Annotated in this window: 18 protein-coding genes; 2 read left to right on the top strand and 16 right to left on the bottom strand. The window is 49.1% G+C overall.

Annotation, left to right across the window (positions count from 1 at the left end):
• Positions 1-67 precede the first annotated feature (67 nt).
• The 9 genes from PXY01_RS12220 to PXY01_RS12180 form a co-directional block, all read right to left on the bottom strand.
• Positions 68-361, bottom strand: a complete 294-nt coding sequence (locus PXY01_RS12220; RefSeq protein ID WP_127570270.1) for a hypothetical protein — start codon at positions 359-361, stop codon at positions 68-70.
• Position 362: 1 nt separating this feature from the next.
• A complete protein-coding gene (locus PXY01_RS12215; protein ID WP_127570268.1) occupies positions 363-593 on the bottom strand; it encodes a helix-turn-helix transcriptional regulator in 231 nt (76 codons plus the stop codon).
• Positions 594-728: 135 nt separating this feature from the next.
• Positions 729-3863 (bottom strand): type 2 lanthipeptide synthetase LanM family protein, encoded by a 3135-nt coding sequence (locus tag PXY01_RS12210; protein WP_127570266.1) that lies wholly within the window; start codon positions 3861-3863, stop codon positions 729-731.
• Between the two features lie 71 nt (positions 3864-3934).
• Positions 3935-4213 (bottom strand): lichenicidin alpha family lanthipeptide, encoded by a 279-nt coding sequence (locus PXY01_RS12205; protein ID WP_164744398.1) that lies wholly within the window; start codon positions 4211-4213, stop codon positions 3935-3937.
• Entirely contained in the window at positions 4173-6359 is a 2187-nt protein-coding gene (locus PXY01_RS12200; RefSeq protein WP_127570262.1) for a peptidase domain-containing ABC transporter, read from the bottom strand. Before PXY01_RS12200 ends, PXY01_RS12205 begins: the two co-directional genes overlap by 41 nt.
• Positions 6352-9477 (bottom strand): type 2 lanthipeptide synthetase LanM family protein, encoded by a 3126-nt coding sequence (locus PXY01_RS12195; protein ID WP_127570260.1) that lies wholly within the window; start codon positions 9475-9477, stop codon positions 6352-6354. Before PXY01_RS12195 ends, PXY01_RS12200 begins: the two co-directional genes overlap by 8 nt.
• Before the next feature lie 33 nt (positions 9478-9510).
• Positions 9511-9699, bottom strand: a complete 189-nt coding sequence (locus PXY01_RS12190; protein ID WP_127570258.1) for a class II lanthipeptide, LchA2/BrtA2 family — start codon at positions 9697-9699, stop codon at positions 9511-9513.
• Positions 9700-9903: 204 nt separating this feature from the next.
• The gene (locus tag PXY01_RS12185) at positions 9904-10524 is read right to left on the bottom strand and encodes a response regulator transcription factor (protein ID WP_127570256.1); all 621 of its coding nucleotides are present in this window, start codon (positions 10522-10524) and stop codon (positions 9904-9906) included.
• Between the two features lie 700 nt (positions 10525-11224).
• Positions 11225-12055, bottom strand: a complete 831-nt coding sequence (locus tag PXY01_RS12180; protein WP_127570254.1) for a DUF695 domain-containing protein — start codon at positions 12053-12055, stop codon at positions 11225-11227.
• A gap of 349 nt (positions 12056-12404) precedes the next feature.
• Between PXY01_RS12180 and PXY01_RS12175 the strand changes: the two genes are divergently transcribed.
• Positions 12405-12713, top strand: coding sequence for a winged helix-turn-helix transcriptional regulator (locus PXY01_RS12175; RefSeq protein WP_127570252.1), 309 nt, complete (start codon positions 12405-12407; stop codon positions 12711-12713).
• 82 nt (positions 12714-12795) lie between these two features.
• Here the strand turns inward: PXY01_RS12175 and PXY01_RS12170 are convergent, their stop codons facing one another.
• From PXY01_RS12170 to PXY01_RS12150, 5 genes are all read right to left on the bottom strand, one after another.
• Positions 12796-13065 carry a YqkE family protein gene (locus PXY01_RS12170; RefSeq protein WP_127570250.1) on the bottom strand — a complete coding sequence of 90 codons (270 nt, stop codon included), beginning with the start codon at positions 13063-13065 and terminating at the stop codon, positions 12796-12798.
• 24 nt (positions 13066-13089) lie between these two features.
• The gene (locus PXY01_RS12165; RefSeq protein ID WP_127570248.1) at positions 13090-13449 is read right to left on the bottom strand and encodes an MmcQ/YjbR family DNA-binding protein; all 360 of its coding nucleotides are present in this window, start codon (positions 13447-13449) and stop codon (positions 13090-13092) included.
• A gap of 1099 nt (positions 13450-14548) precedes the next feature.
• Positions 14549-15313, bottom strand: a complete 765-nt coding sequence (gene sdhB, locus PXY01_RS12160) for a succinate dehydrogenase iron-sulfur subunit (protein ID WP_127570246.1) — start codon at positions 15311-15313, stop codon at positions 14549-14551.
• Positions 15314-15406: 93 nt separating this feature from the next.
• On the bottom strand, positions 15407-17155 hold the full coding sequence (gene sdhA / locus PXY01_RS12155; RefSeq protein WP_127570244.1) for a succinate dehydrogenase flavoprotein subunit: 1749 nt from the start codon (positions 17153-17155) through the stop codon (positions 15407-15409).
• A gap of 51 nt (positions 17156-17206) precedes the next feature.
• The gene (locus PXY01_RS12150) at positions 17207-17878 is read right to left on the bottom strand and encodes a succinate dehydrogenase cytochrome b558 subunit (protein ID WP_127570242.1); all 672 of its coding nucleotides are present in this window, start codon (positions 17876-17878) and stop codon (positions 17207-17209) included.
• A 269-nt stretch (positions 17879-18147) separates the two neighbouring features.
• Between PXY01_RS12150 and PXY01_RS12145 the strand changes: the two genes are divergently transcribed.
• Positions 18148-19047, top strand: a complete 900-nt coding sequence (locus PXY01_RS12145) for a LysR family transcriptional regulator (protein ID WP_127570240.1) — start codon at positions 18148-18150, stop codon at positions 19045-19047.
• Between the two features lie 167 nt (positions 19048-19214).
• On the opposite strand, the gene PXY01_RS12140 is transcribed toward PXY01_RS12145, so the two are convergent.
• Positions 19215-20495, bottom strand: a complete 1281-nt coding sequence (locus PXY01_RS12140) for an ArsB/NhaD family transporter (protein ID WP_127570238.1) — start codon at positions 20493-20495, stop codon at positions 19215-19217.
• Positions 20496-20786: 291 nt separating this feature from the next.
• Positions 20787-22133, bottom strand: coding sequence for a TrkH family potassium uptake protein (locus PXY01_RS12135; RefSeq protein ID WP_127570236.1), 1347 nt, complete (start codon positions 22131-22133; stop codon positions 20787-20789).
• Positions 22134-22190: the final 57 nt, after the last annotated feature.

The following is a 22190-nucleotide window of genomic DNA, read 5'->3' as shown; positions in this document are numbered from 1 at the left end:
ACGTCCTGACCGCCTCTTCGTAAGTCCCTTCACCTGCAATGCTGGAGTATGGCTCTTCCCTTATTACCTACATTTTCTGGTTATAATATATAGCGGACACCACGAACGTGAGATGAGCAACCAACAGCACTACCATGACCGCTTCCTTGAAATGCTCGTTAAGAGATTCTAATCCCGAATACTTCGCAACGATGAACAGTACTGCCAGTGCAATTAGCATCATATAATAGGCCATCTGATAAGCACTCTTCAAAATGATACTCGTCCTCTCATCCTTCCCTCTCGGAAATATAAACGCAAAATATAAGGCCGACAGCCCAAAAATAAGAAGTGCAAGCGGCGTCAAATAAGTCATGAACATATTAGTTCTCCTCCTTATCCTGTTGATCCGAATAATACTGGAACACCTCGTTAATATTGGTATCGAACACCTTAGCGACCCGAAATGCCAGCATTAAGGACGGATTGTACTTGTTCGCCTCCAGCGACACGACAGTTTGCCTGCTCACTCCGAGCAGCTCAGCCAGCTGCTTCTGTGACCACTTTCGGCTGGCCCTTAACACGTGAATTCTATTTTCCAGCCTTTCTTCCACATTATCCCTCCTTCGGTTGATTGTAATATATATATGACAAAAAGTAAAATATATGTTACAACAAAAAAAGACCTTTCCGCACTTTCGTCGAAAAGGTCTAGTATTGAGCCGCACGCTTGCCACATCGCAGCGGTATTATCGAATTTCCAGCGTCAGCAAGGATGGAACGCGCTCACGGTCGTGAATGCGCAGCAGCCCGTATCCGATGCTGGCTAAGCCGTTCATAACGCCTACCGCATTCACGTCCGCTTTAATTACGCCTGAAGGCGCGAACAATTTATCAAGCAGCTTATGCTCGTAAGCCGCTGCTTGTGCTTGAAGCTGTACATCACCTGCAGAGGCCGCTTGCATTAGAATGTCCCCATTACCCATCGCCCCGTGGCAGAAGGAGTAATTGTCGCCAATACCGGCTTCGAGCGTCGCCTTCACGGCAGCATTAACATCCGCTTTCACCTCTTCGAGCTGCGGACAACGGCGTGCTGCCTCCAGCCGAGACAGCAGAATGCCTGGAGCGCCGTGACACCATGCTAGTGAATGCAAGTTCAAATGATCGCTGTACCAATTGCCGACATTCGCATCAAATTTCGTATTCTCGTAGGCGACGGCTGCTTCAATGATTCGAATAATCTCATCCTTCTGTTCGGAGTAAGGCATAAAGCAGCACAATGCATGTACTATACCAGCATTACCGTGAGAGAAGCCAATGTATGGCTTTTCCTCATCGCCAGGACACCAAGCGATACCGATTGGCTGCTGCTTGGCACCAGCAATCAAATGTCCGACAAGTAGATCTCCAATACGGCTCAGCTCTGCATCTTGCTCATAGTCCATAATGCGTGCTAGAACCGTCAGCGCCCCTGCGCTGCCACCAATTAGATCATACATCCTGTCGCCCTTCACAAGGCGTGGAAGCTCCCGAAGCAGACGCACTCCCGTACTCCTTCGATCGGAATCATCCAATATGCGCCCGAGTTGATAGAAGGAATACGCCATTCCTCCCAGCCCAAGAAATGCACCGATAGCAATATTGTCCGGCTTAATGAATTGCTCCAGAACGAGCTCGATCGGACGAATCGTGGCCTCGCATGCCTGACGATATTTCTCTTGACCTGTAGCCTGCCATAGGTAGGCGAAGAATAAGGCGATGCCCGGATTGCCATCATATAGCCCCGGTCCCGTAATCGAGAACTGCCACATCGTCTCGCTGCCGCCCTTCGTTACCATGCTCGTCCAGCAATACTCTTCTCCTTGCGGGCCGACATGCTTCACCGCCGAACGAATAAGTGAATCAGCAATGAGCTCAGCCTTGCTCACCAGATCGACTTTACTTGAATCAGCTGCCGACCACCCTTTGAGCTCAGCCATTTTAACGTCTTCCTCAGCATACATTGCCAATATCGTAGCGCGAATAATGGTCAGCTGATTCGCCAAGTCGGTCTCGGAATAATTCTCGAGCTTGGATAGGCTGCGCTGCAATGCATCGACTGTATAGAAATTGTCGATTCGCTGCTGGCGCGAATCCCAGAGGTCGCGACTTGAAGGCGTAGTAGAGAAGTACGGAATATCGCCGCCAAGCATATCTTCAATTTCTGACATTGCCGCCCGGCTAATAGGGGTAGCTACGCTCGTTACCCGGTTCAGCAGCAGTTCGCGATCAAGCTGATTGCGCATAAAGTCTGGATGGTAGCTCATATACAGCAGCTTGGCATATTTCATCGTCGGAGACAATATTTTACGAATCTCGCATTGCGCGAACGTCATGAGCCGCTGACGGGTTTCATCCATATGTTGCATGAAGAATGTATAGACAGCTGCAAAGCCCCGGCAAATATGATCCAAATAAGCGGCGATATTACCCGATACATCGCCTGTTCCAATCGGGTTATTATGTCCTGCCGATACGATACCGAATTGCTTAGTGAGCCTAATCTCATCGGTATAAGCTCCTTCAACGGTATTCACCTTGAACGGACTTAACTGGTCATCTCCTCCTCCGATCCCGCTTATATCGAAAGGCTGGCGCTTGTCCACAGCTATTGGAATAACGCCTGTCGACAACACCGAATCACGGATGAGCATGAGTGCTTTATTAATCGCTTCGCTTTCCGTCAGATCATGATCGACACCTAGCGGATGGTGGAACAACGACTCCAGATCGATTAATACCGGCTGATTACTGCAAGCAATAATATTCTCGTAATGAAAGTCTGTCGCATTCATCGTATGGAGCACCGCAAGCAGCTTGCCCAGTCGGTAATAGAACTGCTCGGCTTGGCTGCTCGTCACACTCCGTTTATATTCCACGAATTGCATCCAGCCGTACTCTTCACGGTTAGAGACGGACACCGTAAGTAGAGGAGCATGGTCGTCCATTCGGTCATTCATCCAGGCCAATAGCTGCTGAAACGTATCATCAATTTTCATATTTCTTGGCTTATAAACAATGCGTCCCCCGCAGCTATAACGAATAATCGCGACGGCCCGCCCCTGCTTATGCGAGTCGCCTTGGCCAAGCTCCAGCCGCTCGATGGACTGCTCTCGTATTCCGAACTGTTCGGAGAGCATCGCCCAATCGGAGAAGGAACGGGATATGGCTTCAAGAATGAAACGTTTCACATATCGCGTCTTCTCCGCCAGCAGTCGGAACATAACCGGATATTCGTGCAGCAGCGACAGACGATACGTTTTTTGCTTCAAATACTGCTCCACATAGCTTAAATAGCGCTCCTCCGGCGTACTGCCTGATAGATGGCCCTCCGTCCGAAGATAGTTGATCTCCAGCATGAGCGTCTTGTGCGCTATCGTGTACAATTGATCCAAATAATATTTCACGATATCGTTCTTTGCATCCAGTAGGATGTTATGCCGATAGTCAGCGATCAAGTCATAAAATAGATTATAATAAAACTCCCGCAGGAACGGCTCGAAAAACGTATAGAACGGAAACTCGCTCAAAGCAATACTTTCGTAGTCATCCCCCTCTACGGTTCTCGCCTTCTCCTGGCCAATAAATACCTTCTCTATGTAATCAACCCACTCGGAGCTTGCTCCGAAATCCTCCGCCTCATTACGGTCAAAGTGGCTTTCGACGAATGTAACATCAATCTGATAACGCTGCTCCAGCAAGCTATCGAAATCCGACTGCTGCTGCAGGCCAAGCAGCTCCCTCCAATAGGGCAGCGCCATCGTCAAATCGGCTTCTTCCGCAGCGGAGGAGCTGCTTTTGCGCTCATTAATATGAAGCGCTCGAAAAGCATAGGCTGTTGTCATCACATAATCCCCTCTCGCACGACAAAGAGATAAGCAGGTGCTTATCTCTTCGTTCAATCGTGAATAAAATATTATTTCGTGCTGCAAGATTTCTGGCACTCAACCGTCAACGTGCACACGTGACCGCCGTTACCCAGGAAGTAGCTTGCCGCTGCGCATACAACCGACGTCAGAATCGTCTCAGCCCAGCCTGGAGTGGATGGAGCCGTAATGACTGTACCTGCACCGCCGCCTGTTGCTGCACCGCTAACTTTCAGAAGCTCGTCCTCATTCAGTTCAGCGATTGGGTTCTCGATTGGCAGAGCTGCGTTATGAGCTCTGGCGTAAGGATTTTTCCATGCTTGGTTCACTAGTATCACCTCCTTCCAAGCCTCTTATATCGACATATGCCGCGATCAATTGCTGATAATACCCGCTCGATTGCAGCAATTCGGAATGCGTTCCGCATGCCGCCACTTGACCATGCTCCATCACGACAATCTGATCTGCATCCATGACTGTGGACAAGCGATGGGCAATAATAATTCGCGTGCAAGCCAAGCTCGACAAATATTGCTCAATCCGCTGCTCATTAATGCTATCAAGCGCATTCGTTGCTTCGTCAAATACAATAACTTTGGGCGAATGAACAAGACATCTAGCGATCGCAACCCTCTGCCGTTGGCCGCCCGATAAGTTGCTGGCCGCCTCCGACAGCATCGTATCGTATTTCATTGGCATCGCTTCGATCTCGTCATGGATTTGAGCCGCTTTCGCTGCTCGAACAACCTCCTCAAATCCAACGTCCGGATAGTTGCCCTTAATGTTGTCTAGTATCGTCTGGTTGAACAAGTAAGGCTGCTGATTCACGATCCCCATCTGCCGACGGATATGCGGCTTGTCCAAATCAGCCAGGTCATGCCCGTCATACAGCACTCTTCCTGCACTCGGCTCATATAGGCCTACGAGCAAGTTCGCAAGTGTGCTTTTGCCGGAGCCAGAGGCACCAATGACAGCTATTTTCTGCCCCGCCTCAATGTTCAAATTAATATTTTTGAGCACGGGATCAGCATATTTCGTATACGCGTAGCACACGCCCTCTAACCGAATGCTTCCCTCAAGCTGATGCTGTCTGTACGTACGGTTCGGGTCCGACTCGGTCGGAGTGTCCATCACATCCTGTACCCGGCGCAAATAGACTTTCAACTGGAAGAAGGTCTCGAACGACATGATGAGAGAATTAGCCGTTGAGATGAAATAGGCGGCAATCGACTGGAAGGCGATCAACTCGCCAATTGACATCTGCCCGCTGCTGACCTGCGTAGCACCGATCCATATGATAAACATCGGAATGTAGAACGTCAGCGCGCCTGAGAATCCGCTAAGCAGGCCGAATACCCGCTCTCGTCTTATAAACGATTTCACATACTTCGCATACAAGCCGTGCCAACGGTCCGAGACGGTGTTCTCCGCGCCAGAAATTTTAATATTCAGCATCCCTTGCACGGATTCGTTCTGTAGCGAGAACAGCTTCGTATCCTTCGCCAGCTCATCGCGGTTCGCCTCATACATAAAGGGCCGGATTATATAGATGCCTAAATACAGCACGCCGACGAACAGAAAAATATATAACGACAGATACATCGACTTCGAAACCATATATCCCACAATGACGCCTAGCAGGATACAGTCCAGAAAGCTTTTCATCACCTGGTTTGAAACGATCATACGAATCGAACGCAGGTTAGAAAATCGGTACATCAAATCGCCGGTGCTTCGAATCTGAAAAAAGCTGTACGGAATTCGAAGCATTCGTCCGAAAAATCCGCTGGACAGCTCGTAGTCCACATTGCGGAACACTCGAATCATCGTCTCATTCATCAAGAGACTGAAGACAAAGAACAGAACTAACGCAAGCAGCAAGCCTTGAAAATATAGCGCCATCGATCCGCCGCTCTGCTTGACCAGCAGATCATCGATCATATGCTGGATTAAGATCGGAGAAATTAACGCGAACGCTTGCAGCGTAACGTTAGATGCCAGCATGAAAACAAGCATTCGCGGCTTCTTGAACAACAGCTTCAGATAAGGCTTCCACAAGCTCTTCGGTTTCTGCTTGACGAAGCCTTCGCCCGGCTCCGCCCACAGCACATAGCGCGAGAACTTCGCCATGAAATCTTCCTCGTTCAGCTTCGCCCTGCCGTGAGCCGGATCGAGGATATAATAATAACCGTTCTTGATTCGTTCCAATACGATAAAGTGCTTCTGCTCCCAGTAGCAAATAACCGGTCCGTCCAGCTCCGGCAAACGATCCAGCTTGAAGCATTTGACCTTAAAGCCAAGCTCCTCGGACAACCGCTTCAGCTCGAACAGCGTATTGCCGTCCCGTCCGCTGCCGACACGGTCGCGAAGCTCGAACAGCGACAAATGCTTGTCGTAATATCCGCTGATCATCGCGACGCATGCAAGACCGCATTCCGTCTGGCTCATCTGTTCTATGAATGGAACTTTACGCATCGAAGCCAGTTACTCCCTTCCCGGAAGGAAATCCGAGCGTCAACAGCGATGGAATGCTGCGGTTATGAAGTCGCAGCAGCGTCCAGCCGACTCCCGTAATTCCTAACATAAGACCTAAGAGACTTCTCAACTGCATCCCTTCGAGAATGGTGCGGATATCTGTCCGCTTCAGCGATTGCGCGATGTACTGCTCAATAACAGACTTATACTCACGCCCCCACTCAGCTGTCGAGATGTCTAGCAAAATATTAATGTTGCCGAACAACCCATGACAGAGCGATAAGCGCGGCAGGCTGTTAGTCGCGTTCATAACGGCGTCCAAGACAGCTTGCAGTTGATCTGGCGTTAAATCAGCGTCTTGCGCCAGCGTTCTTCCAAGCAGCACGCCCGGAGCACCGTGGCACCAATAATAGGTCGAATACGGACTTGTTACGTGCTCTCTTAGGTCGCACCAGTTGCGATGCGTCTCATCGAAGTTCAATGCTTCGAACTCGATCAGCTTGGCACGCAGCTCGCGCCCTTCCTGCCAACCGCAAAGCTCCAGCTTATCAAGCGCATAAATAATCCCTGACGATCCGTGAGCAAAGCCAGTCCATGTGACAGGCACCGACTTCAAACGATCGAGCAAATACTGACCATACAGCACCGCCGTATCGTACGCCGCCTGCTCACGGGTAACCTCCCATATATTCGTGCACAGAGTAACGATACCAGCATAACCGTCCAAAAAATCAACGATCGGTTCAGTCTCCTTATATCCGTTCCCCTGCATGATTTCGTTCCCAGATTGCGGAGCAATGCGGATCGAATCCAACAGCTCCATTGCAAAACGTCTTGCTTCAGGAAATTCGAACAGCTCGTTCAAATAGATGCCGGCATATACGACTGTCCCTAAACCGTTAAAAACAGATGGAGACATCTCGCCTTTTATCCGTTCAAATACCGACATGACATACCGGAAGCTCTTGACCGCGATGTCCCGGTATTTCGGTTCCTTCGTTTGATCGTACATTTGGCCCATAAAGACCGTAATTCCCATAATGCCGCTATACATTGAATAATCTAAAGCTTGCCACACACATTTCTCGTCTTGATTGCGTACTCCAATCCAGCTCACAAATTCATCGTCCACTATCGACTGCTCTATCAAATAGTCTGCGATGCGCCGCGCCTCCAGCATCGGATCAAGCAGCGGCTCTTCAGTGGCATTCTTATACCCCGGCAGTGCTTCGACTGCAGCGGCATCCATTTCTCGAACTGCATTATAATGCAGCGATGACGATATCAATCTCAACTGGAGAGCCAAATCCTCTTCCCCAAGACGATCAATCTGCCTGCGGATGATGTCGAGACTCGACTGTTGGAATACATCTTGAATCTCCGTTCCGCGACTGTCCGTAATGGACGTGCCGTCAATCCCAAACGTAAAGTAAGGAATATCGTTATTGAGCAGATCTTGAATTTCGCTCCATACGATATGCTCGAACGTCGGCTCTGTCTTCGTAATGTTCCATAACATTTCTAGCAGATACTCACGCTTCAACCCGTCTCCCAGATTGTCGGGATGTATAGAGGCCGTCAGGAAACGTCCATACAGAAAGGTCGGGCGCAGCAGCGCTCTACAGCGAGCACAGGCGAATAGTGTCGACACGACGTCAAGCAATTGCTCTTGCTTGTCTAAGAAGATGCGATAAACCGCTTCGAATCCCCTTGTAATATCGCTGATGTATTGCACAGGGTTGATTATTTCTCCATTCAAACGAACCAAATGCTGTTGATGAGAAGTAACGAATGATACTTGCTCGTAACGAGGCGTTGAGCCCTCTTCATTCTGCAGCTTCCAGCCTGTCATATTAGTAGACTTCTGGTCAGGCTTTCCAGCAATTCCGCTAATATCGAAATCGAATCTGGTATTGAACAGTATGCCTGTCGGATACAAACCCGACGTCAGCACCGTGCGTTGAAGCTCTGATGATGGAAAAGGTACTACACCGGTTTTGAAAACGGTATTGGAGACGATCGTTTCCATATCGATGACATATGGCATTTCACCGCTGGCTACGATATTCTCATAATGCATATCCGTCGACTGGAACAGATGGAAAATACCGCTCAGCACTCCCATGCGGTAATAGTAGCGTGTAACTTGCTCTTCATTCGCACATGGCTGATGCTCAACATACTGCTGCCATCCGTAATGGCCACGATCGATTGTCCGTGCGGCAATCGGACCGTCTTCCAATCCATTACGCTCAAGCCAGTTAAGCCATTGAGTAAATGCCATATCCGTCTGAAGAGATCTCGGTTTATATACAATTGTCGTGCCGTTATCAAAATGCAGCAGCGTCACGGTTCGACCATCTTGATGCGAATCGCCCGCACTCATCTCCACACGCTGCAATACGGCTGGCATTCCGCCTAAGAATGTCTCTTGAAGCTGTGCGTAATCCTCCTCCAGCCTGCCGAACAGCTCAAGACCGTTGCGCAAGGATCTTGCCAAGTGCTCCGACATCATACGTGCCAGCACCGGAAACTTCAGAAGAATGCGCTTCCAAGCCTCAGCATCATCAGCCCATTCCTCGAGATAAGCCTCTAAAGTCAAGTCTGGCTTCGACTCCCGGCACAGATGAAAGTCATAGACAACAGCTTTATCGCTTAATAGCCTCAAATCGTTCATCAAACATTGCAGCACGTTTTGAAGCACTGCATCCCCGATGATCGGCTTCAAACGTTCCAGAAAGCCGCTGATCCGCAGCTTCCGTTCCATCTCATGCAGGAATGGAGCTGTAAATAAAGCGACTCCAAGCTGCAGGTTGTTTCTCATCCATTGATGCGTTGGCCAATGATTCAATACATCCTCGAGTGTTTGCTCCCACTGCATTTCAGTAACGGAGGGGATATCGCCGCTTTGCAGCATGCCGACGAAAGCCGCTGTATCGATTCCTTTCATCTGCAGCCGACTGTCGAACACTTCGAGCGATGAGCCAGAACGGGTTAACCACGGAGCGATTACTTCCGCTTCAGACATTGCGTCGCTTGGCCGCTGAGTCTTGCCAGCCCCTCTCTCTGACATGTACGCAGCCTTCGCATAGGATTGATAAGTTTCCACCGTCGTCACGATATCCCCCACCTTCGTTCACATAAACTTAAATTAGCAACTCACCGTACATGCTGACGACGGGCATGATTTGGCAGAATCTTGAATCGTATAAATAATAACTGGCGGGAGAATCGCGCATGGCCACGAACTAGCTACTGCAGCTGGAGCAGCTTGAGAAGCACCAGACAGCTCCATCAATTCGGACTCATTCACTTCGCCGATCATATCGATTGCTCGCATTAGTTGTTCACCTCCTTTCACGATTCGTACTTTACTCCGTTCACCATTAACAATCTGTTGTCAATATCGTAACAAGCAATTAACTTGTCGAATATCGTGGACATCCACACATTTCCATGTGGTTTTCCACATTTTGAACGAAGAAGAAAGGGATGAACGTCTGTATGTTCCACTACTTTCCAAATACATACCTACAGACTTCATTTAAACAGGAGACTGCCAATATTTCGCAACTGCTTCTACTCGATTCCTTGCTCCCAACTTGCGATATATTTTACTTAAATACGTCTCAATCGTTCGCACGCTAAGATGCATGCTCGTTGCTATTTCCTTGTTCGTGCAGCCGCCTGCTACCTGCTCCAACACATTCCGCTCCGACATTGTCAAGCTCGCCTGTACATCCGAAGATGCATTGCGTAGCTCAACCAGTTCCGCCATCCGTGTAGGGAGAACAGAGAAGCCGCATAGCTCCCCCTCCATTGCAACCATCAACTGTTGTTGAGTAGAATAGGTCGGGAGATAGCTGACAATTCCGGAATTCCAATAATCTTCAACCGCCACTGCTTCTTCCCGCTCGTACAATGCGATGACATGATTAATGATCCTATACTGCTTCAACTCATGTATGAGCTCTAACGATTGACTCAATAGAACGCTTTCAACTAGAAGAATACTAGGCCGGCAATTGACAAGCTCCTCTCGATCAATGCGATCGCTTGTCATAACCTTATTGATGAAATGAAATTGCTCAATCATAAACTTAAATCCGAAGAGCAGCGTTCCTTGCCTCATAATGATCATTGAACTATAATGGTGTGCCAGCACAAGCTCCACCTCGGTTCTTATTTACTTCTTGGTTAATGTGGTTGATGGCATACTGCCTTGTATACATTTCAGATGCCGCTTCCATAATCCGATGAATCTTTGCCCCTGCTGTCGACATCGTACTGATACAAATGCCGTACCACCTGCGCCAGCTGTCCTTTATTCCATATTTGGTGATGTTCCAACAAAGGCCTCTGATACCTTCAGTTACTACAACCGAAGATTCGGACTACGAAGCCATTTCCTCCTCCTGCGAGGTACTAATCACTAAATTCCGACCATGCCAGCCTTTCGTTAACCATCATTCCGAATTCATATTGGCTCATCAGATCGAATATTTTCTACTGGGCACTATCGTTTCAAAATAAAAAAAAATTAACCAGACTTACCGCGTCTCCAAGTACGTCATCTATCCCTCCCTCTCGTCATTGGTCTCTTGTGAAATGCGGCAGAACCTGATTGTCTTTGGTACATTATGAAAAAATTTTAATCTATTACAATCAAGTCTACTTATGTATTTATTGTAAGTCAAGGAACCGATAATACAAATTCCTATTTTGTTTCAATAACCTTATCTTCTTGATTAGAAAGGATGACTATAGTTATAAGACCAAATTATTATTCAATCGAAGTCATATTGATATTTCTATCCTATTAGACAAAAAAAACGGTCCTTCCGCACATGCAGAAAGACCGTCTATTACGGTTTCCAAGAACCGCTCCTCTTGCTATTCATAGAATTACCCAAGATTCGGCGAAAAAACGCCTTACAACGCGCGGTTGCAGACAGCTTCATCGCTGAACCCCACCCGTCATATTTGCCCTCTTTGCCCACTAGCAGCCAGTACAACTCATCTACCCGTCGGTTGAGCGTGTCCAGCTTCACATCATCCTGTCTGCTAATGACGAGCGGATACGGATAATCCGGCTCCGGCTCTCCGCTCTTGCCTTCCTCAATCCGATATCCGAGATGCTCAAGCGTCTGTTTGATCCCGATACGGTCATCGTTATGCCGAAACAGAAGCCAATGATATACTGTCCGCTGACGATCAATGCGATCGCCATGATGTGCAAGTGCATATACCATCTGCGCATTATGAATAAGAAGCTGTTCCCTGTCGTCGGGCAGCATAAATTTATAGAAATCCCATTCCGGATCTGGCTTCCTGTACAGCTGTGCGCGAATATCCGTATTCTGCCGAAGAAGCGTCTTCAGCATACTGTCGTCATAATCACTTCGCACATAGTAGTAGAATTCCAGCCTAGTCTCCGTATGGAGCCGGCCGACATAATAATGCTCACCTGATCCGGACATCACCTGTTCCAAGCGGGCCGCCCAGTTTTCAAGCTCGAGCACGGCTTCAGTTCTTCGCTTGCCGCTGTGCGACAGTCGGTAGACGTTTACCGTAACCGAGAGCAGCTCGTCGAATGATTCGATCGGATAAACAGCTTTATATCCAGAATTGACAAGCAATCGCAAATGCTCGCTATTCGTTTTCCGTTCAAAAAATCCCCAGTCTACTCCTGTCATTTCCGTAAGGATTACCTCTCAATCCTGTCATGATGTCGCTGAATGACCAGCTAATGCCGTCAATGCCGCTGAGCCTATTATACTTCAATTGCTATTTAGAACCAACCTACGATTTGCCTAGATTCATATAGACTGATATGTATTTTTGTTTCTTCCTTACATCAACAACATACAATGGTGAGGCGTTACATAGCGTACGAGTTCAATACAAATCAGTGAGGAATCTACAATTATTTATCTCCTCAATTAAATTAAGCATATAAACAACTGAGAACGTGCCATAGTCCCGTATACCTTACCTTTCCTTAGACCATATGGTACAATATACGACAGAGAAGGGGTGATACGGTTGGATTACTCGAGGATGTGCCCGAAATACGAATCCGCCGCCGAACTGCTCGGCAAGAAATGGACAGGCCTGATCATTCGGGTGCTGCTTGGCGGACCGAAACGTTTCAAGGAAATGAAAGAACAAATTCCAGACATGAGCGACAAGATGCTGACCGACCGCATGAAGGAGCTGGAAGCAACCGATATCGTCAAACGCAATGTCTATCCGGAAATGCCGGTTAGAATTGAATATGAATTAACGGATAAGGGTCGTGATCTCGAGCCTGTCATCCAATCGATTCAAAATTGGGGAGAGAAATGGATGTAATCTCTCCCCAATACAAGAAGCCTGCAGCCAATGCATGATTGTTCATGCATTGGCCGCAGGCTTCTTCTCTGCTTGCTAATATCTATTTGTGCTTGCGCCAGTCCATACTGCTGTTGTTCAGCAAATATTCGAAGTCATTATCTAGACGCTTCTGCTCCGCCTTCCGTGCCGCTTCAGCTTGAATGCGCTGCTCTTCCCGACGCTTCTCCTCTTCATCCTTCAACTGCTCCTGCTGCTGTTTCAGCTTCTGTAGTACATCTGCGCCAAGTAAATCCTTTAATGTTGCCGGCTTATCTGACGGCGTCATTGACGCTGTATTGTGCTGTCGCCCTTTTGCTTGTTTCTTGGCCATTATACTGCATTCCTTTCCTTATCGTTATGACTGCACAAGCGATGCTTGAAGCTGTTCCCGCTGTGCCTTCGTTAAGCTTCTAACGACCAGATCGTAAGAATGGTCGATCATATCATTCAGTTCATCCTCACTCAACTCCGGAACAAACGAGACTGTATTCCAATGCTTCTTGTTCATATGATATCCCGGCTTTACGGCAGGATTCTGTTCCCGTAAGTTAAGGGCAATCACTGGATCACATTTCAATGACACGCTCCCCTCTGACACAAGCGCGAACATTTTACCGCACACTTTCGCAACAAACGGTTCTGGCCCGAACGGATACGTCTCCTGCGCCCCTCGCTTACCCAAGCAATATGCCTTAACCGATTCATAGGTTACCATCCGACTTTGCCTCCCTACGTTAACTGCGCTAATCCGCGATATATCACATCCCGACTACTAAGAGGTTACCATACTACAATTAACAGCGTAAAGCGCAGACTAACTCTAACTAGAAAGTCGCATTCATACACGAAATGACTTTACTTTGTGCAGACTCTCGTGCTAAATTTCTGCCAGAGAGTAGAATAAAGCGCTTCGGTATCATTGTCGAAGAGTGATTAGCTCTTGCAATAAATGCTGTACTTCGTGCAAGCTTCTTCAACTCCTTTGTTCGCTTTTGAATAAATTCATGCATATACTGCAATTCGGCTTCGATTTTGGTGAAATTGTGATTCTTAAGCAGAATAGCTGCACTTTATGCAGGCTTCTTCAGCTCATCATTCATTAATAACCAAATTATTGTACGCAGTACAGAAATTAGGTCCGAATAATGAACAAATACTTTCCCGGGAAATAAAAAACCATTTTCTGTTCCGCAACGAACATCGACCGCCAAATTCTCCGCGCAGCGACTCCCACCAGCCGAGTAGGCGAAGCACATACGAGGCATCTCTCCCCACCAGCGAGGCAGGTAGTTGATGCCGAGCGTGAGGTTTGTTTTGGAGGAGGTGCGAAAGCGGAGGGGCAGAACATTCTGGAGAAGCGGCAGCGGTCGCCTTTGTTTTCGGATTGTTACCTCTGGGCGGTCTTATTGGATCAGAACAATCCGAAAACAACAGCGATCGGAAGAATGATCTGCCACGCAGCGGATATCTGCTTCACCAGCGATTCCCACTAGCCGAGTAGGAGAAGCGCGTACGAGGCATCTCTCCCCCACCAGCGAGACAGGCAGTCGATGCCGAGTGCGGGAGTGTTTGGGCGGGGGCGAGAGAGCGGAGGGGCGGATCATTCTGGAGAAGCGGCAGCGGTCGCCTTTGTTTTCGGATTGTTACCTCTGGGCGGTCTTATTGGATCAGAACAATCCGAAAACAACAGCGATCGGAAGAATGATCTGCCACGCAGCGGATATCCGCCTCCCCTACACTATCCCCCGCAAATCAAAACAAAAACTGCCTCCAGCCAATCGGCATAGAGGCAGTCTTCAGTTAGCCAGCAGCAACTACATGCCGAGCCATTTCTTGAAGAGATGCTTAGTCGTTTCTTTATTAATCGCCGCAATGGACGTTGTAAGCGGAATGCCTTTCGGACATGCACGCACGCAGTTTTGCGAGTTACCGCAGCCTTCAATGCCGCCGTCTTCCATAAGAGCGTCCAGACGTTCTTCCTTGTGCATTTCGCCCGTTGGATGCGTGTTGAACAGACGCGCCTGCGAGATCGCGGCAGGGCCGATGAAGCTGCTCCGGTCGTTAACGTTCGGGCACGACTCAAGGCAGACGCCGCATGTCATACATTTGGACAGTTCATATGCCCATTGGCGCTTCGTCTCTGCCATGCGCGGACCTGGACCAAGATCGTACGTACCGTCAATCGGAATCCATGCTTTCACGCGTTTCAGAGCGTTGAACATGCGCTCACGGTTAATGACGAGGTCACGTACAACCGGGAACGTACGCATCGGCTCAAGGCGAATCGGCTGCTCGAGCTTATCGATCAACGCGCTGCATGCTTGGCGAGGCTTGCCGTTAATAACCATCGAGCAAGCACCACATACTTCCTCAAGACAGTTGGATTCCCAGCATACCGGCGCCGTGCTGCTGCCGTCGGCTTTCTTCGGATTGCGCTGAATTTCCATCAACGCGCTAATAACGTTCATATTTTTGCGGTAAGGTACTTCGAATTCTTCCGTGTACGGCGCCGAATCCGGACCGTCCTGACGGGAGATTATCAACTTCACCGTTTTGGCTGCTGTTGTCGTTTCCGCCATCGTCGTTTCCCTCCTATAGGTGTTGCCTAAATAGGCGGCTGCAGGAAGCAGCCAGCCAATGAAGAAAATTCACTTTGCAAGCATCAGCCTAGATTAATGCTTGTTGCTCGAGTAGTCGCGTTTACGCGGCTTAATGAGCGACGTATCGACGTCTTCATACGAAATTTGCGGACCATCCTTTGTCCATTTCGCAATCGTCGTTTTCAAGAAATCTTCGTCGTTACGGTTCGGGAATTCTGGCTTGTAGTGCGCGCCGCGGCTCTCGTTACGCAGCAGCGCTCCAAGCGTCATCGCTTCCGCGAGCTCGAACATATTCCACAATTGGCGCGTGAACGCAACACCTGCATTGTTCCAACTCGCTGTATCGTTAATGTTGATGTTGTTATAGCGTTGCTTCAGCTCTTTGATTTTGTCAATCGTCTGCTGCAAACGGTCATTATAACGAACGACGGTCATGTTGTTCGTCATCCATTCGCCGAGCTCTTTATGAAGGCTGTAAGCATTCTCTGTGCCGTCCAGCTTCAGAATGCTTTCGTATTTCTCCGTATGACGTTTGACCTCGCGGTCGAATACGGACGAAGCAATATCTTCTGCCGATTTCTTCAGACCTTTGATATACTCAACTGCTTTCGGACCCGTCACCATACCGCCATAGATAGCGGACAGGAGCGAGTTCGCGCCGAGACGGTTCGCACCATGATATTGGTATTCACATTCGCCGCAAGCGAACAAGCCCGGAATGTTCGTCATTTGGTTGTAGTCAACCCACATGCCGCCCATCGAGTAGTGCACCGCAGGGAAAATTTTCATCGGAAGCTTACGCGGGTCATCCCCAACAAACTTCTCGTAAATTTCAATAATACCGCCGAGCTTAACGTCCAGCTCCTTCGGATCTTTGTGCGACAGGTCGAGGTATACCATGTTCTCGCCATTAATGCCGAGCTTCTGGTCGACGCAGACGCTGAAAATTTCGCGAGTCGCGATATCACGTGGAACAAGGTTGCCGTACGCTGGATATTTCTCTTCAAGGAAATACCACGGCTTACCATCTTTATAGGTCCAGATCCGTCCGCCTTCACCGCGCGCAGATTCCGACATCAGGCGGTTCTTATCGTCGCCTGGAATAGCTGTAGGGTGAATTTGGATCATCTCGCCGTTCGCATAGTGAACGCCTTGTTGGTATACAGCACTTGCTGCCGTACCCGTATTAATGACCGAGTTCGTCGTTTTACCGAAGATGATGCCAGGGCCGCCCGTCGCAAGAATGACAGCGTCCGCGCGCATCGTCTGAATTTCCATCGAACGCAGGCTCTGCGCAGCGATACCGCGGCAGTGTCCATCGTCGTCAAGTACTGCGCCGAGGAATTCCCAATGCTCGTACTTCGTAACAAGGCCCGCTGTTTCCCAGCGGCGAACTTGCTCATCCAGCGCATAAAGCAATTGTTGGCCCGTCGTCGCCCCTGCGAATGCAGTACGATGGTATTGCGTGCCGCCAAAGCGGCGGAAGTCGAGCAAGCCTTCCGGCGTACGGCTGAACATAACGCCCATCCGGTCCATCAAGTGAATGATGCCTGGCGCTGCGTCGCACATCGCTTTAACAGGCGGCTGGTTCGCGAGGAAGTCGCCGCCATATACCGTATCATCGAAGTGCTCCCATGGGGAGTCGCCTTCGCCCTTTGTATTAACCGCACCGTTAATGCCGCCTTGCGCACATACGGAGTGGGAACGCTTTACAGGCACGAGCGAGAACAGGTCGACGTGAACGCCGGCCTCCGCTGCTTTAATCGTCGCCATCAAGCCAGCGAGGCCGCCGCCAACGACGATTATTTTATTTTTAGCCATATCGAATGCTCTCCTTTCGAGGGTCTCTTTCAGTTCAGTTCCAGCTGGTCATTAGCCGATCGAAATCGCCGATGCTGCAGCGGATGCCGCTTCTTTGAAGTCATCGCCCGTGAATGCGGTGATCGACAGCAGGAAGAGGACGGAAATAATGACGAACAAGCCCATGCAAATTGCAGACGATACACGCTGCGCGCGAGGACCTATCGTAATGCCCCAGCTAATCAGGAATGCCCACACACCGTTGCTGAAGTGGAATACAGCAGACAATACGCCGATGACATACAGAACCAGGCTAACCGGATTTGTGAAGATGTCATGCATAAGCGCGCCCAGCTCTTCGTGCGTCACTTCGCCGATCGCTACTTGGAACCGCGTCTCGTACAGGTGCCAGATAAGGAAAATAAACGTAATGACACCCGTTACACGCTGCGCAACGAATGCCCAGTTGCGGCCATAGCTGAAGCGGCCCGCGTTAAAGTTCGATTGATACGCCATGTACAGACCGTATACGCCATGGAACAGCAGCGGCAGGAAGATGCCGAAGATTTCCAGGACGTAGACGAGCGGCAAATCATTCAGAAACTTTACGCTGTCATCAAATCCTTCAGGTCCTGATTCAAACGCGGAATAGTTCGTGATGGCATGCTCAATCAAGAACAAGCCTAGCGGAATAACTCCGAGCAGAGAGTGAAGCTTCCGCCAATGGTACGAGTTAGCTTTCATAAAATGTGCGTTCTCCTTTCCTGTCTTGCCCGATTAATTGCGGTTCGGCTCCTTAAGCTTAAAAAGGCGCCCCCATTGCGTACAACAAAACATTGTCCATTGTACTCCTGACCCCGTACAGCGTCAACAAATGTCGACACAGCTTCGCCACATATTCCATCGTACTCCTTTTCCGCTTATAATGGAATTGCTTATTGTTGATAATTTCTTATAACTTATATGCATAAGACACCTACAGGCCATACGATACATTGGAGGCGTAATCCAAGATGCTCGAAGATATGCTCGCTTTCGCCGTCGTTGTAGAGCAATCCAGTATGAACAAAGCTTCTGCACAGCTTAATCTATCCCAGCCCGCTTTATCACGTCGGATCGCGAAGCTTGAGGAAGAGCTCGGCATTGAGCTATTCCGGCGCATTGGCAAGCGGCTGGAGCTGACTCGCGTCGGTCAGCTGACGTACGAGTATGCACTTGAGCTGAGAACGCTTCATCAGCGTTATCTGCATACCGTATCCGGGTTCCGCACGGAAGGTCCGACCGAGGTGACGATTGGCGCCAGCTTAACGACGCTGCAGACGACGCTGCCCGATTTCATCAAATCGCTTAATGAGAGTCATCCCGATCTGGACATTAAAGCGGTTACCGGCAAGACGCACGAAATCGTATCGCTCGTCCGCGAGCGCAAAGTCGATTTCGGCATCGTTGCTTCCCGCATTCAAGATGCACAGCTTCACTGCGTCCCCTTGTTCGATGACCATCTCGTGCTCGTCATGCCGCGCAACCAATTCGTGACGGACCGGGGACCAATGACGATAGACGAACTGAACGGCCTTCCGGTCATTCTGTTTACTAAGGGAACCTGGTACCGCTCATTAACCGACGAGCTGTTCAGCAAATATTCCCTTGAGCCCGATGTCCGGATGGAGATCGACTCATTCGAAGCGATCCTGCGGCTTCTTGCAACATGCCGGGCGGCAACCTTGCTCCCCAGCTCTTATGTAAGGCAGCAGATGCTGGATGACAACGATCTAATTGTCTCGCCGCTGCGCGAATTGGAGGAGACGAAGCGGACAACCTCGCTTATTTATGCGATACCATCCGGTTTAAGTCCGGCTGTCAAGCTGTGGGTCGACTCTCTTGCTGCCTCCTATTCCCGTTCAATGTCGTAAAGCGTCCTGTTACCACTGAGGCAATGAAAATACGAGAAGTCGCGGCTGCATGCTGCGGCCGCGACCTTTTTCTTCGTTGTCATAATATAGTATGCTTCTTTGGAAGCAGTTCCATGCGTTTCACTGCCAATGACGGCCAGAATGCTGCTCCTTTCGTCCCCGAACCACTAAATCAAATAACGGACATAAATATAAATACTGGAAATGATAATGGATACTAGCATGAGCGGAAATCCGAGCTTCAAATATTGAACGAATCGAATCGGATGCCCTTCCTTGCCCGCCAGACCAGCGACAATTAAGTTTGCGCTCGCTCCGATCAGCGTCCCATTACCGCCCAGACACGCCCCTAGCGCGAGACTCCACCAGAGCGGCTCCAAATTGTCGATGCCCATCTGCCCCATCTCCTGAATCATCGGAATCATCGTCGCAACGAACGGAATATTGTCCAGGAAAGCCGAGGCGATAGCGCTCATCCATAGAATAAGCATCGACGTGGCGACCGGGTCGCCTCCTGTCCAATCGATAGCTGCTGCTGCCAACTCAGCGATAACGCCTGTCTCAACCAAGCCGGAGACGAGCACGAATAGTCCAACGAAGAAGAAAATCGTTGTCCATTCAACCTTCGTCAGCGCGTCCTCCATTTTATGCTCGCCTGTTAACAACAACAGTAGAAATGCTCCTGCAAGTGCGACAGTAGCCGATTCAAGATGGAATGTCTGATGCAGAAAAAAACCACTGATCGTAAGTCCCATTACGATCAAACATTTCGTAAGCAGTCCGCGATCGGTAATAATTTGCGATGTATCCATACGCATCAGATTTTCTTTCAGCTCAGACGTTGTTCGAATCTGCTTGCGAAATAACAGGATGAAGAGCAATATGTACACCAGCATTATAACGATAACGATTGGAGTAAGGTTATTAATAAAGGCCATGAACGTTAATTCTTCGACTTTACTTCCGATCATAATATTCGGCGGATCGCCGATAAGGGTTGCCGTTCCGCCTACATTGGAAGCGATAATCTGCGTGAACAGGAAAGGCAGCGGATTGACCTTCAATTGCCGCGTTATACTGAAGGTAACGGGAACCATCAGCAGCACGGTCGTCACATTATCCAGAAATGCGGAGCCGATCGCCGTAATAACCGCTAAGGCGACGAGTATTAAAACCGGTTCTCCTTTGACTCTCTTAGCCGCCGCTACCGCAACGTATTTGAACACCCCTGTCTCTGAAGTAATCGTCACGATAATCATCATCCCGATAAGCAAGCCAAGCGTATTAAAATCGATATGGTGAAGCGCCGTTTCCTGATCGACAATTCCCGCAAGCACCATTGCAATGGCGCCGATCATCGCGAGAATCGTGCGATGGATTTTCTCCGAGACGATAAGGCCGTAAATGACTAGAAAGATGCCAATCGCCCAATAAGCCTGCTGTTCCATGCTGCCGTTAATCCCCCTCTGATATCATGCTGCTTAATTAACATACCCGGAAAAAGACAAAAAGAGCCCGCTGTTGGCAGGCTCCTCCGGACAATTCATATGTTATTCGGACTTATTATAAAACGCTTGCCCCAATCTTGTAAATAATTAATAGAGAGAGCACTTCACATTCAAGCCAGACCAAGCTATTGACCTACACAGAACTGAATCTCACTAGCCCAATAGACTAATAAAGACGAATGGCTTCATTGTACTTTCTCACCCAATCTCACAATAACAGATCGTATGCGGCTAGCCGATAATGATTTTGCCTTCCGGATGACGGTACAGCTCCTTGTCTGCAGGCGGACCGAGTGCATAAGCAAGTGTCAGTGGACCGAGCCGGCCAGCAAACATCGTGAAGCTAATAACGATTTTGCCGAAATCAGATAGAGTCGGCGTAATACCGGTCGACAGTCCGACGTTACCGAACGCTGAAGTCGCTTCGAACAGCAGCCGTAGAAATTCCCGATCTTCCGTTGCAGACAGCAGCATCGTCACCGTAATAACCAGCAAGAGTGAAATTAACGTAATCGTCAGCGCTTTAGAAATACGTTCACGCGCAAGGCGATGCTTGAACAGCACGATGTCCTGTTTTCCCCGAATCATAGCCATGACGGCACCGACCAGCGTCGCAAAGGTCGTCGTCTTAATCCCGCCTCCGGTTGAGCCTGGCGACGCACCGACAAACATAAGAATGACCATAAAGAAAATTGTCGAATGCTGCATACTACCGATATCGATCGTATGAGCGCCGGCAGTTCGAGGCGTAACAGACTGAAATATTGATGCCCATATTTTGGAGTCCCAATCGAGCGTACCGAGCGTCCTGCTGTTCGAAAATTCGAATAAATAAACAACGGCGGCGCCAACAGCAAGCAGCACACCCGTCGTCGACAATACAACCTTCGAATGGAGCGACAGCCTCCTAGGTTTACGAAACTCTAATAAATCGGACAAGACGATGAATCCAAGTCCTCCGAGAATGATGAGGCTCATGGCTGTCAGGTTCACGAATGGATCACCGACGTACATGCTCAAGCTGCGGTATTGTCCGAACAAGTCGAAGCCTGCATTGTTGAACAAGGCGATGGCATGCCAGATGCCGAAATATATCGCTTTGCCAAGCGGCATGTCGAAAGCGAATCTAGAGGTAAACAGAACGGCTCCGGAAGCCTCGATCGCGATCGAATAAATGAATACTTTGCGAATGAGCCGTACGATGCCTTCCATGCTCGATTGATTCATCGCTTCCTGCAAAATAAGTCTCTCCTTCAGCGAAATCCGCTTACGGAGCACGAGAGAAATTAGTGTCGCCATCGTCATGAAGCCTAAGCCGCCGATTTGAATGAGCGTTAGAAGAACGATTTGGCCGAATGTCGTAAATTGTGTTCCTATGTCTACAACAGCAAGTCCGGTTACACATGTACCTGACGCAGCAGTAAATACAGCGTCAAGATAACGCAGGTACTGCCCGTCCGCATTCGCTATCGGCAGAGAGAGCAATAATCCCCCGAGCAAAATAATAAGCGCAAATCCGGTCACCAGAATGCGGGGCGGCGACCAATTGAACAGCTTGCGTCTCTTCTCCTTCTCCATCGTCCCGGTCCTCTCCTCAATCCGCATGAACTACAGTTTATCAACGGCTTTCACGCA

Origin of the sequence: Paenibacillus xylaniclasticus (assembly GCF_004001065.1) — a bacterium.
In the GTDB taxonomy this organism is placed as follows: domain Bacteria; phylum Bacillota; class Bacilli; order Paenibacillales; family Paenibacillaceae; genus Paenibacillus_T; species Paenibacillus_T xylaniclasticus.
The sequence above is the reverse complement of the archived record's forward strand: the minus strand, read 5'-3'. Positions and strand labels throughout refer to the sequence as shown.